The following is a 12,840-nucleotide window of genomic DNA, read 5'->3' as shown; positions in this document are numbered from 1 at the left end:
CATCGCGGATCTACCAGTGTATTCCCGGCACTACGCGCGCAATGCGCGCCGCGGGCCCGGGGAGGGCCATAAGCGGCATGATCACCGGGGCGAGCGCAGCGAGGGGACTGGGCATCTGCCGTGCATCCGGCCTGGCGGGCGCCTCATGAACGGTCGCGGAGTTCGTGCTGCGTTGCGCCGCAGGGGATTCCCCGAAGAGGCGGAAACCCTGGTGCATGATGTGGCGTTTCACCGACGGCATGAGCAGCTCCACCGCTTGGGCGAAGGTGCCGACCGGGGTATCGATGCGATGGGGGCGGTCCTCCAGCGCGCGGATCACGAGGGCGGCGGCCTGGTCCGGGTCGGGGACCGGAAGCGCGCGGTACAAATCGGTCGGCGCAATCATCGGCGTGCGCACCAGCGGCATCCGTACCGAGGTGAAGGTGATTCCGGCATCGCGGTTCTCGACCGCCGCGATCTCGCTGAAGTTGTCCAGCGCAGACTTGCTCGCCACGTACGCGGCGAATCGGGGCACCTTGGTTTGCACCGCGATCGAGGAGATATTGACCACGTGCCCGAAGCGGCGTTCCCGCATCGACGGAAGCAGCCCGAGGATGAGCCGCACCGCGCCGAAGTAGTTCACCGCCATGGTGCGCTCGAAATCGTGCATTCGGTCGGTCGAGTTGAGCACCGAGCGGCGGATCGAGCGGCCCGCGTTGTTCACCAGGTAGTCGACGTGGCCGTGGTCGTCGAGGACGCATCGCACAAGTTTCTCGACCGCCTCGGAGTCGGTGATGTCGCATGGATAGGTGTGTGCCACACCGCCTTCCGCGCGCACCGCGTCGGCGGCGGCGGCCAGGTCGTCGTGGCCGCGGGCGACCATCAGCACGGTGGCGCCGCGGCGGGCGACCGCGTGTGCGGTGGCCAGCCCGATGCCGGAAGAGGCGCCGGTGATCAGGACGACCCGGCCCGCGAGCCGATCACCGGCGAACGATACGCGGCCACGCTGGGGATCCAGATGGTTGCGCCAGTACTGCCATAGGCGCTCGGCGTAACTGTCGAACGACGGCACGGTGATGCCCGCGCAACGCAGTTGGGCGCGGGTCGAGTCGCTGATGAACTCGGCCGAGAACGACGTGTGCGGGGCGACCTCGGCTGGAATGCCGAGTTGTGCCAACAGGAAATCGCGCACAGCAGGAACACCGGGCAGGTGCGCGAGTCCGCTGAGTGCGAGTCCGCTGCCGGGCACCGTGCCGGTGCCGGTCGGTGCACCCGCTGCCGCGGCAAGTGCGGCGTACACCTCGCTGAACGGCTGCGGGTCCGGGTTGACCAGGTGAAAGGTGCCTCCGTCCAGGCCGGGGCGGCGGATCAGGTGGACCATGGCGGCGCAGACGTAGTCGACCGGAACGATATTGGTCGCACCGAGATCGGGCAGCGGCATCGGTAGGTCGGCCGGTAGCGCGCCGAGCTTGGCGATGGCGGCGAAGAAGTAGTACGGGCCGTCGATCTTGTCCGTTTCGCCGGTGCGGGAATCGCCGACGATGATCGCGGGCCGGTACACCCGCCAGCGGACGCCACGCGACTCCCGGACGAGCTGCTCAGCGGCGAACTTCGTCCGGTGATACGGGGAGGTCAGCTGCTGTCCGAGGTCGAAGTCCTCCTCGAAGAACTTGCCTTTGTGATCGCCGGCCACGGCGACGGAGGAGGTGTGGTGCAGCACCGCGCCCAACTCGCGGGCCAGTGCCAGGACCGAGCGGGTGCCCGCGACGTTCGCGGCGTGCGCGGTGTCCTCATCAGCCGTCATGTCGTAGACGGCGCCCAGATGGATGATGTGGTCGGCCTGCGGTGCTTCGCGGGCCAGGCCCAGCCCGTCGGTGGTGAGGTCGCCGATCAGCGCGAAGACACGGGTGCCGCCGCGCCATCTCGTGGTGAGCTCGGTGAATTTCGCCAGCGACGTCTCGCGCACCAGCACGTGCACGATCGCCTCGGGATCCTGATCCAGGAGGTCCTGCACCACCCGTCGGCCCAAGAATCCGGTACCGCCCGTCACGATGTAGGAAACCATCGCACTCTCCTGCCGTTCACTCGAATCGTGTTGTCGCACAAGTTATCCGGCATGCGGCGGTGGATGCGGACAGCGTCGAATCAGCCCCGGTGACAGTCCGTCGGGCCGAGAGCAGGAACCTCTTCGTCCTGACTTGTTACTGAAGAGTAACTGAGACTGTGGAACGCCGGCAAGCGATCGTTATCCGTTCGAGTTGTGGCGATGGTCACCGTCTGTGCAGGTCAAAGGGTGTGTGTGACAAGTATTTCCAGTTACCGGCATTTCGGTCGAAATTCCAGTAACCGGTGAGCATTCGGCGGTTTACCTGTGCTCTACGCGGGTGGACGGTGCGTGCAACGTGGGCTTGTCGCGCAGGAACGCCTCGAAGGCGTCCAGATCGATCGGACCGACTGTGGTACCGGCGCCGTCGGTGAAGACCGTGAAACCGTCGCCGCCAGAGGCCAGGAAGTTATTGGTGGTGATGCGGTAGCGGGCGAACGGGTCGAGCGGCTGTCCCGCGACACGCACGCTGTCCGCGATCACCTTCGAGCCGGCGGGGGCCGTCCGGGAATAGATATAGGTGAGGCCGGCGGGGGACAGCAGGGTGGGATTGCTCGCATCCGCCCACTGCTGCTCGAGCAGGCGAAGGATTTGTGTGCCGGTCAACGTAAGAGTGACCAGTTGGTTGCCGAACGGCTGAACGGTGAAGAGGTCGCCATAGGTGATCGGGCCCGCCCTCAGGTCGGCGCGCACACCGCCAGGGTTCATGAAACTCGCGACGGCCGCGCTCGGGCTCGCGGTTGTCGACAGCATGGCATCGGCGATCAAGTCGCCCAATGATGAGGTGCCGGCCGGTCTCGGCTCGCGCGGGAGGGCGTCCGCGCTCGCGCCGACCACCCGGCCTGCGCGCGGGCGGGACTGCTCCGTAAAGAAATCGATCAGTGCGGTCGTCGTGGCGTCCGGTGTCACCTCGCGCGTCACTACTCGATTGACCGCGAAAGCTCGCACGCCATCGGCGCCGAAGCGCAAGCTGATGTCGGTGATGAGCCGTCCATACGAGGCGGCCTGCGTAACAGCTTTGCCCCCGATCGTGCACACGTAGGGTTGATGACTGTGACCGGTGATCACCGCGCGGACCGCGGGGTCGAGCCGGTCGACCAACTCGGTGACGTTCGAAGTGATGTCGGCACACCCGTTGTAGTCCAGCGGCGTACCCTGCTCGGGCCGCTGGGCGCCGCCATCGTGCACCAGTGCGACGATCGCCTCCGCGACTGCCGCCTTCAGATCGGGCACGTATCGGTTGACCGCGGCGGCTTCGTCGCTGAAAAGGTAGCCGCGAATGCCGGTGGGCAAAACGATATTCGCCGTGTCGGTGGTGACGGTCCCCACTATGCCGATCTTGTGCTGGCCCACCTCGAGTAGCACCCATGGGCGGAGCCTGGGCGGGGCGTTGCCCTGCGCGTCAACGACGTTCGCGGCCAGATAGGGAAACCTCGCGCCGGTGAACGGCGTGCCGGGCGAGCACCCCTCCATGGCGCAGCCGCCCTGCTGGACGCGAGTCAATTCCAGCATTCCGTCATCGAATTCGTGATTGCCCACCGAGGAAGCGGCCACCCCGATGTTGTTCAACAGGGTGATTGTCGGCTCGTCGTGGAACAGCGCGGAGACCAGGGGACTGGCTCCGATGTTGTCTCCGGCTGCCACCACCGCGCTCGCGTGATAGGCGGTCTTCAACCGAGCGAGGTGGGTCGCGAGATAGGCCGCCCCGCCCGCGTCGTGCCCCGCGATCTGCCCGGTCGATCCGCCCGGAGGCGATAAGTTCCCGTGCAAGTCGTTGAATCCGAACAGGTGCACCTCATCGGCTCGCGTCACAGGCAGGTCGTTCGTCGAGACCAACGGCGCGACCCTCGGCGTCGTCGAGATGGCAGGGCCGCCGCCTGGATCAGGGATACCGCACCCTCCGAGCAGCGCCGCCCCGACCAGACCGGCGAGAACACTGGCGATGCGACGGCGCGCCCTCATGTCATGACTGTCTCACGCCCCGTCCATTGCCGCATGATATGGTCGTCCGAATCTTGCACCCGCCGAACGAGATCTGGCGGCGTTGCGGTTCGCTGTTGTATCGGGCGGCTCGCTGAGGGCGTTTTGATCGTGCCGCCGCGCTGCGGGTGCCTACTGGGCGGCGGGAAACTCCTCGGCCAGTTCATCGAAGACCGCGGTGTTCAGCGCGAACGCTCGCTGTCCCTCGTCGAGTACGCGGCGGCGTTCCAGATCGTCCAGCGGTAGGCGGTCGAGCAGGCCGCGGTACTGGCGTTTGAACGCCGCCGGGTTGCCGAGGCCATCGAAAACGTAGAAGCGCACACCGTCGCCGCGGTGTGGCAGGTTCCACAGCTTCTCCGCGGTGCAGCGGATGACCTGTCCGCCGGACAGATCACCGAGGTATCGGGTGTAGTGATGGGCGATGTAGCCGGCCGGCCAGTCACGGGCGCACTCGTCGATGCGCGCGGCGTAGGCGACGGTCGCGGGCAGCGGTTCGAGACCGTCGCGCCAATCGGGGCCGAGTAGATGGCTGAGGTCACACTCCAATTCAGCAGTTCGGGCGAGTTCGGGCCGAATGAAAGGTCCGGCGAGCGGGTCGCGGACCAACTGGTCCCAGCGTCCCTCCAGCGCCCGGTAGATGAACCAGAGTTGGCTGGTGTAGCGGTGATACGAGTCGACGCCGAGCGCTCCACCGAGCATGTCACTCATGAACCGTGAGTTCTCCGCCTCCGCGTGCTGCCGCTCGGTGGCGCTGCGGATCTGCGTCGAGAACGGTACTGCCTCCGCCATGCCCGAACCACCTCACCTCATACCGGAGTGGGCTACCTCGACCAACGCGATAAGAGGGTACCGGGTGGACAGGGGGCCGCGCGGGATGTTGCCGCGCACGGTCACCGGACGGGTACCGACCGGCGGCGACGCCGCACGATCGGGCGCCGCACCGAGCCGAACCGCCGGAGTATCCGTGGTCGACGGGCGGTCCGGTCGAACCACTCGCCGAGGGTGACACCAGCCGCCAGCGCGCAGCCGACGCCGAAGGCCGCGAGCAGCTGATTGGCTCCGATCAGCAGTTCGTCGTTGAGCAGGGCGTACAGGCCGCGATACACCTTGAGTCCCGGTAGTAGCGGGGTGATGCCCGCGACCGCGACGACCAGGGGCGGAGTCAGTGCCCGGCGTGCCATCAGGCCACCGGCCAAGCCGACCAAGGTCGCTGCGACGCCGGAAGAGATCAGCGGACCGAACCCGGCTTGCTGGGCGAGCAGGAAACAGATGGTGCCGGCGGCGCCGCTGCCCGCGGCGGCGGCGAGCGCGCGGCGTTCGGCATAGCAGGCGAGCGCGAACGCCAGGGCCGCGACGGCGCCCGCCACGATCTTCATCGGCAGGTCGGTGATGTCGTGGGCGGAGGTGAGGTAAACCGGCGGCACGGTGGCGTCGACGAGATCGGCGACGCGCAGCGCGAGCACGATGCCCGCGATGATGCCGCCCGTCATCATCATCACCTCGAGCATGCGGGCGGTCGCGGTGATGGGGGCGCCGGTGATCGCATCCTGCACCGAGCCGACCAGTTGTAATCCACTGAGCAGCACAGTGATTCCGGCCGCGATGATCAGGGTCGGGTCGACGTCGATGTTCAGCCGCACGGCCAGCGTAGCCAGGACGAGAGCGGGCACGGCCGCGATCGCGCCGCCGACCACATGCTGGAAGAAGAACGGTAGGCCGTAACGATTCAGCACGCGGTTGGTGCGGTCGATCGCCGCGGTGCTGGCGAAACTGATCGCGGCGACGATCGCGCCGCCGCCGAGGAGCGCGGCGATCGCCGCGGCCAGGAGCGACCAGGCGAGGGTGGCGGTCCACCGCCGATACGGGTGCGGCGCCGAGGTGATCGCGTCGAGTGCCGCGCGTGCCTGGTCCGGCGGGACCACTTTCGTTCGGATCCGGCGGGTCAGCCGGTCCACCGCCGCGAGCCGGGTGAAATCCAGGGCGCGGTAGTGCACGATCCGCATGGTGCTGGCCGGTGGCAGTTGCGGTCCGCGGTCGGCCCAGATCCTGATGGCGTCGTAGGTGACGTCGATGCTGCAGCGCGACAGGCCGTAGGTGGCGGCGATGAACCGCACGGTGGTCGTGGTGTCGACGACGCCGGTGCCGGAGGCCAGCACCACTTCGCCGACCCGGACCGCGAGATCGAGGACCTCGGCGACGCGCGCGTCGTCGGTGAGATCGATCGGCTGCAGAGGTGTCGGCGCGGCGACGATGGTGTCCGCGGTCGCCTGGCGGTCCGCGACGAGCAGTCCGACGGCCTGGCTGACCACCGGAATCCGCCGTGCCCGCCGCAGTCGCAGCCCGCGGCGCCAGCCGAGGTGATCCACCCGCTCGGCGGTGACGTCGCCTCCCGAAAATGTGTCAGGACCCATGGGCGCGAACCTAGTCACCCGGCGGGCACTCGGCATCCGCAGGGTCCGGCCCGGTGCGTCGATGCAGCCCAGACTCTTGGGCCGCCCCGGTATTCGTGGTAGAACTTGTTCTAATTTCGGCGATGGGAGTGGGTACCGTGCGGTACGGAATCGTATTGTTCACCAGCGACCGGGGGATCAGCCCGGCGGATGCGGCGGTGGCCGCGGAGAGTGTCGGCTTCGACACGTTCTATGTGCCCGAGCATACCCATATCCCGGTGGTCCGCGCGGCACCGCATCCGCGCACCGGTGACGCGAGCCTGCCCGACGACCGGTACCTGCGTACCCTCGACCCCTGGGTGGCGCTCGGCACGGCGGCCGCCGTGACCAGTCGCATCGGCTTGGCCACGGCTGTGGCGCTGCCCGCCGAACATCACCCGATCACGCTGGCCAAGACGATCGCCTCACTGGACCATCTGTCCGGCGGTCGAGTCAGCCTCGGTGTCGGATTCGGGTGGAACACCGACGAACTCGCCCACCACGGTGTGCCCGCGGGCAAGCGCAGGACCGTACTGCGCGAGCACCTGGACGCCATGCGCGCCTTGTGGACGGAGGATGAAGCCAGTTTCGATGGAGAGTTCGTCACCTTCGGCGCCAGCTGGTCGTGGCCGAAGCCGGTACGCAAGCGGATCCCGGTGCTGCTCGGCGCCTCGGGCACGGAGAAAACCTTCAGGTGGCTGGCCAAGAACGCCGACGGGTGGATCACGACTCCTACCGAGGACGATCTGGAAGGGAAAATCGGCCTGCTGCACCGGATGTGGCGCGAATACGATCGCGCGGACACGCCGGAGATTCTCGCGCTAGCGCCGCAGCACGACGCGGCGCAGCTGGCGCGCTGGGCCGACTTCGGTGTCACCGAGGTGCTCTTCGGGTTGCCGGACAGTTCGACCGACGACGTCCGGGCCTACCTCGCACAGCTGGCGGCAGAACTGGGGATCGAGACATCCCGGTGACGCGCTGAGTGCACCACCGGGATTCGCACGTCAGCCTCGCCTGCGGGCCACCACCAGGCCCGCGATCACGCCGACAACGACGACGGCGCCCGCGCCGAGCCCGGCGACGAGAAGCCATTTCGTCGCCGGCCGGGTGGTCGCATCGTCGGTCGGCGCCGCCGCGGTGTGCAGACCACCGTTCGCTTTGCCCACGCCGCTGGCCTTCTCGCCGAAGACTCCGTCGTCGATGCCGGCGGAGTACACCGGTCCGTTCTCGCGCGCACCGCCGACGGTGAGATCCAACTGGATGGGCACCGGTGCGGCGTCGCCCTTCTCGGTAAAGGTGGAACCCAGCTTCACCGCAAGGTAGTACCAGCCGGCGACCGACTCTTTGCGGGCGTCGAGGCCGGTGGCGGTCCGGTTGGCGTAGCGGATCGGGACCGTTGTCATCGGCTTGTTCGACGGCAGGACGTGATCGGTGCCGGTGTAGGCGCCGAAGTCCGAGTCGATCTCCTGGCGGATCGGGCTGTAGAGCGCGGTGCGGATATTGGAGACGTTGTCCAGACCGCGCGCGCCGTTGCCGCCGAAGCGCACCTGGTAGGCGAGGCCTTGACCCCAATCCAGCCGGACTCGGTAGAACACGAACTCGCCCGGCCGAAGAGTGTCGGTATACCGCCCGCTTCCGGTGAGCGGCGTCGCCACATTGAACGAACCGCCGCCGATCACCGCCGTGCCGGAGCCGGTCTGCTCGGCGAAGGCCGTCGGCGGGGCAGTGGCGGCAGGCCCGGGATCGGTTGCGGTGGGCTCGATTCCGACCAGCAGCTCGAGGGGCAGCCGCTCGGGGACACCGGTGGAGACTTTGTCCCAGGTCAGCGCGAAATAGTAGCGGCCGCCGCCGCGGCACTTGTCGGAGTTCGCGCTGCCGGTGCGCTCCTTGGTCGCGCCGTCCCAGGTCTTGGCGACGGTCAGTGCCACACCGTCACTGGAACTGGTGCTCAATTCGGATTCGAAGACATGGCAGTCCTCGCCGTCCGCGCCGTAGACGCGCAGTTGGAGCGTATTCAGGTCCTCGGTCCCCGAGATGTTCGGCAGACGCGGAAACGATACGGTGCCACTGAAATAGGCGGTCGCCCCCGCGGGCACGTCCACCGCCCAGTATCGCTTCTCCTTCTGGCCGATGGTGTCGAGATACTGACCGGGTGTGACCACAGGGGCGGTCTGATAGCCGCCGGTGCCGGTGACGGGTGTTCCCGCGGCTTGGTAGTTGCGCAAGGCGGCGGCGCTGACGCGCGGCAGGATGCGTTCGAGTGCGCGGCCGTCGGCGGCGTCGGTGTAGGTGCCTCCGGTCGCCTGCGCCATGCAGGTCAGCTGGGCGCGGGCCTTGGCGTCCACCGCGAAGCCGATCGCGTGCATGATCAGGTCGATGCCGCGCTGCTTTACTTCTCGCGCGACCTCACACGGGTCCGGCGGGGCGCAGGTGTCGTCTCCGTCGGAGACCAGCACGACCGAGCGCGGGCCGGAACTCGGGAGCGCATCAGCAGCTTGGCGCAGGGCGGTGGCCATCGGGGTCCAGCCGCGGGCCTCGATCCGATCGACCGCGGAGGTGAGCGCCGTCCGATCGAGGGTGTCCGGGCGGTGTAGCACGTGCACGTCCCGGCATCCCGCGGTCTTTTCCGCCTCGGAGTTGCCCGTACCCGTGCCGTAGGTGACCAGCCCGACCCTCGACTCGGTGGGTGCGGCGTCGACGAACGTGCGGACCGCGGTCTTGGCGGCATCCATCATGGTGCCCGCCGGGTCCGGTCGTTGCATCGATCCGGAGGCGTCCAGGATCAGCATGGTCGGTGCATACTGCGGGGTCTGCTCGGAGGTACTCGGCTGTGCCGATGCGCCGGGAGCGACGAGCAGTGCACCGATCAGGCAGGTGGTGAGCATGGCGGTGAGTGTGATGAATCTCGGCATGGTCCTCGTCAATGGTGTATTGCCGGTATCGCACGGCGCGATCCAGATCAGTTCCCGGTGACCGTATTGCCTGACTACTTCCTGGCGCGACCCGGAACTGCCCCACCACGAGAAGTGGCCCGCGCGACGTGCTCGCGCGGGCCACCGAACCTGGCGAATCAGCGCAGGTCACGCCGGCGGAACGCGGCGACGCCGACACCGATCAGGAGCGTGGCGATGCCGAGTAGCCACAGCACCGGCTGGGCTCGGAACTGGGCGCCGGGCACCTTCGGCGGGTGCACATACGGCACCAGATCCACCATCCACTGGGGCAGCCCGTCCAGCGAGCCGACGAAGTAGAGCACCACCATGGCGCTGAGCACACCCCACGCGACCGGTGTGAATCGCGGTGCCAGACCGTACAGCGCCACCGTGATGCCCGTGAGCACCCAGACCGCCGGCAGCTGCACGGCCGCCGCGCCGAGTGATTGCGGCAATTTCCCAGCCAGGTCGCCGGTGGCGGCGCCGTACACGACACCGATCGCCGTGCCGGCGATCAGCAGCGCCGCCGCGGGACCGAGGAGCGCGAAACCGATATGGCTGAGCGTGTATCGGGCGCGGCCGACGGCGCCGGACAGGGTCGCCTCGACCCGCCCGCTGGACTCCTCGTCGTGCAGCCGCAACGCGGCGGAGATCGAGTAGGCGGACGCGGCCGCCGCGAGCATTGTGATGGCATAGGTGATGAACGATTGCTGCAATTGCTCCGAGCCACCCATCCTGGTGACCACGTCACGGATGGTGTCGCTACTGCCGAGCATGTCACCGACGCTGTTGACCGCACCGCCGATCAGCAGACCGTAGAGCGCGAATCCGATCGTCCAGGCCAGCAGCGTGCCGCGCTGTAGCCGCCAGGCCAGTCCGAGCGGGCCGGACAGGCCGGCTGTCGCGGACGGCGGCCCAGGGCGTTCGGCGAGCAGTCCCGAGCCGGTATCGCGGTTGCCGAGCAGCGCGTACGCGGCGACGGTCCCGAGTACCGCGACAGCGCACAGCGGGATCAGCACCCACCAGCGTTCGTTCGCGTACGGCCGGATCTGTAGGCACCATCCGATCGGCGAAAACCAGGACAGCACACCATTTCCGGCGTCGCCGACCGCCCGCAGTGCGAAAGTGGCGCCGAGCGTGCCGAACGCCACGCCACGGGCAACCCGTGCGCTCGTGCTCACCTGGGCGGCCACCGCGGCGAGGGAACCCCAGAGGAGACCCGAGGCGGCGAGCGCCGCGCCGAACGCGAGTGAGCCCGCGCCGGGCAGGTCGTTGCCGGCGAGCGACAACGCGCACACGATTCCGGCGAACAACGCGCCGGCATAGGTCATGATCAGTGCGGCGGTGAGCCCGGCATAGCGACCGATGCTCGTCGAGCCCACCAGTTCCGCGCGACCGGTCTCCTCCTCGACCCTGGTGTGTCGGATCACTGTCAACACCGTGGCGATCGCGATGATCGTGTACATGGCGCCTGCTTTCCAGGTGCCGATCGAGCCGAGCTCGGAGCTGAACACCGGGCCGTACATGGCCAGCAGCGCCGGGCTGTGGGCCGTGGTCGTCGCGAAGCTGTCCAGCTGGGCCTGGGAGCTGTACAGATCCTTGATGCTGGCGATCTGGATGGCGGGCATCAGACCGATCAGCAATGTCCACAGTGGCAGCACGATCCGGTCCCGCCGAAGGAATAGCCGCAGCAGGCTGCCGGTACCCGCGAAATTGCCGGAAAGGCCGAATGTCGGTGTCGCGGTGAATCGGTCGGCGGTGGTGGTCATGCTCGCACCCTCTCCCCGGTGGTCGCGGCGGACTCGGGTGTCCGGCCGTCGACGTGGTAGTGCCGCAGGAACAGTTCTTCGAGCGTGGGCGGCTTGCTGGTCAGGCTGCGCACCCCGGTGTCGCCGAGTACCCGAATCAGTTCGCCGAGGTGCTCGCTGTCGACCTGGCAGCGCAGGGTGGAGCCGTCCCACTCGATATCCTCCACGCCCGGGATACGGCTGAGATCGCCGGCATCGCCGAGCAATTCGGCGGTGATCGAGGTGCGTGAGAGGTGGCGCAGGTCCGACAGTGAGCCGCTCTCCACCGTTCGCCCGGACCGGATGATGGTCACCCGGTCGCACAGCGCTTCGACCTCGGAGAGGATGTGACTGGACAGCAGGACAGTGGCGCCGCGCTGCCGCGCCTCGTGCACGCACTCCCGGAAGACCTGCTCCATCAGCGGGTCGAGACCGGAGGTCGGTTCGTCCAGCAGCAGCAGGCGCGCGTCCGAGGCCAACGCGGAGATCAGCGCGACCTTCTGGCGGTTGCCCTTGGAGTAGGTGCGTGCTTTCTTGCGCGGGTCGAGGTCGAAGCGGTCGATCAGTTCCGCGCGGCGTGCCTGATTGCTGCCGCCGCGCATCCTGGCCAGCAGATCGATGGTCTCGCCGCCCGACAGCGACGGCCACAGCGTGACATCGCCGGGGACATAGGCCAGTTCGTGGTGGAGGGCGACGGCGTCGGCCCACGGATCTCGGTCGAGGAGTCGAGCTCGACCCGACGTGGCGCGCAGGATGCCGAGCAGCACCCGGATAGTGGTCGACTTGCCCGAGCCGTTGGGACCGAGAAATCCGTGGATCTCGCCCTCAGTCACCACGAGATTCAGTCCATCGAGCGCGGTGACATGGCCGAAGGTTTTACGGAGATCGTGGACTTCGATGATGCCGGACATCAGGTCTCCTTGGTGAATGTGTCCAAGATCGTTGAATCGCTGAGCAGGCCCTGAGTGTAGAACTCGAGGGCCGGAGGGGTGATCTCGTCGGATAACTCTCGAATTGCCTTGCGGTAGTCGATCTTTCCGCCGCGTTGCTGGCGCATCTGCATATACAGCAGAGTGGCGCCGACATTGAGCAGGGTCAGGTATCTGGCGCGCGCTGCCGGGTCGCGACTCGGTTTTGCCGTGCCCGCCTCGACCGCCAGTTGGAGGTATTCCTCCGCGTCGGAAACCATATGGTCGAACAAAGATTCCGCCAGCGGCCCGCCCGCCTGCAGGCTGCGCACCATGTAGGCGACGAGCGGTCCGAACGACTCGATCTCGGCGAGGGCGTTGAGCATGCCTTTCGCGACCGAAGGCGCGGTGGTCGCCTTGATCTTCTCGTCCCGGATCACGTAGAGCACTCGGTCGTCGCAGGCGGCGCGCAAGCCGTCCTTGGAACCGAAGTGATGGTTCACCAACCCGGGGGAGACGCCGGCGGCCGCGGCGATCGCGCGGACTCCGACCTGGAATCCGTGTTCGCCGAATACCTCGATCGCGGCGTCGCGGATGCGGGCCGCGGTGGTCAGATCGTCGGCGGATCCTTGCGAAACGGGCTGTTTGCTAAACACATGTTCAGTATATTAAACGTGCGTTCAAAGTCTAGCAAGGGGCAGTGTGCGACTTGTTACGTCA

General features: G+C 67.6%; 9 protein-coding genes. 1 reads left to right on the top strand and 8 read right to left on the bottom strand.

All coding sequences use genetic code 11. From position 1 onward, the window contains the following. Window positions 1-10: 10 nt before the first annotated feature. The 4 genes from AB0B25_RS08430 to AB0B25_RS08415 all read right to left on the bottom strand — a co-directional run bounded on the left by AB0B25_RS08430 (window position 11) and on the right by AB0B25_RS08415 (window position 6,378). Window positions 11-2,044, bottom strand: coding sequence for an SDR family oxidoreductase (locus AB0B25_RS08430; RefSeq protein WP_357176399.1), 2,034 nt, complete (start codon window positions 2,042-2,044; stop codon window positions 11-13). 300 nt (window positions 2,045-2,344) lie between these two features. After that, a complete protein-coding gene (locus tag AB0B25_RS08425; RefSeq protein ID WP_357176397.1) occupies window positions 2,345-4,045 on the bottom strand; it encodes a 5'-nucleotidase C-terminal domain-containing protein in 1,701 nt (566 codons plus the stop codon). A gap of 150 nt (window positions 4,046-4,195) precedes the next feature. Then, window positions 4,196-4,852, bottom strand: a complete 657-nt coding sequence (locus tag AB0B25_RS08420; RefSeq protein ID WP_357176396.1) for a biliverdin-producing heme oxygenase — start codon at window positions 4,850-4,852, stop codon at window positions 4,196-4,198. A gap of 101 nt (window positions 4,853-4,953) precedes the next feature. Beyond that, a complete protein-coding gene (locus AB0B25_RS08415; protein WP_357176449.1) occupies window positions 4,954-6,378 on the bottom strand; it encodes a threonine/serine exporter family protein in 1,425 nt (474 codons plus the stop codon). A gap of 233 nt (window positions 6,379-6,611) precedes the next feature. On the opposite strand from AB0B25_RS08415, the gene AB0B25_RS08410 reads away from it, so the two are divergent. After that, window positions 6,612-7,466: an LLM class F420-dependent oxidoreductase gene (locus AB0B25_RS08410; RefSeq protein WP_357176447.1), complete on the top strand. Its 855-nt coding sequence runs from the start codon at window positions 6,612-6,614 to the stop codon at window positions 7,464-7,466. A gap of 30 nt (window positions 7,467-7,496) precedes the next feature. On the opposite strand, the gene AB0B25_RS08405 is transcribed toward AB0B25_RS08410, so the two are convergent. The 4 genes from AB0B25_RS08405 to AB0B25_RS08390 form a co-directional block, all read right to left on the bottom strand. Beyond that, window positions 7,497-9,404 carry a VWA domain-containing protein gene (locus tag AB0B25_RS08405; RefSeq protein ID WP_357176394.1) on the bottom strand — a complete coding sequence of 636 codons (1,908 nt, stop codon included), beginning with the start codon at window positions 9,402-9,404 and terminating at the stop codon, window positions 7,497-7,499. Window positions 9,405-9,562: 158 nt separating this feature from the next. Further along, a complete protein-coding gene (locus AB0B25_RS08400; RefSeq protein WP_357176393.1) occupies window positions 9,563-11,194 on the bottom strand; it encodes an ABC transporter permease in 1,632 nt (543 codons plus the stop codon). Further along, window positions 11,191-12,123 (bottom strand): ABC transporter ATP-binding protein, encoded by a 933-nt coding sequence (locus tag AB0B25_RS08395; protein ID WP_357176391.1) that lies wholly within the window; start codon window positions 12,121-12,123, stop codon window positions 11,191-11,193. The genes AB0B25_RS08400 and AB0B25_RS08395 overlap by 4 nt, the downstream gene beginning before the upstream one ends. Then, window positions 12,123-12,776: a TetR family transcriptional regulator gene (locus AB0B25_RS08390; RefSeq protein ID WP_357176389.1), complete on the bottom strand. Its 654-nt coding sequence runs from the start codon at window positions 12,774-12,776 to the stop codon at window positions 12,123-12,125. Before AB0B25_RS08390 ends, AB0B25_RS08395 begins: the two co-directional genes overlap by 1 nt. Between the last annotated feature and the right edge of the window lie 64 nt (window positions 12,777-12,840).

Source organism: Nocardia sp. NPDC049190 (assembly GCF_040648115.1).
In the GTDB taxonomy this organism is placed as follows: domain Bacteria; phylum Actinomycetota; class Actinomycetes; order Mycobacteriales; family Mycobacteriaceae; genus Nocardia.
The sequence above is the reverse complement of the archived record's forward strand: the minus strand, read 5'-3'. Positions and strand labels throughout refer to the sequence as shown.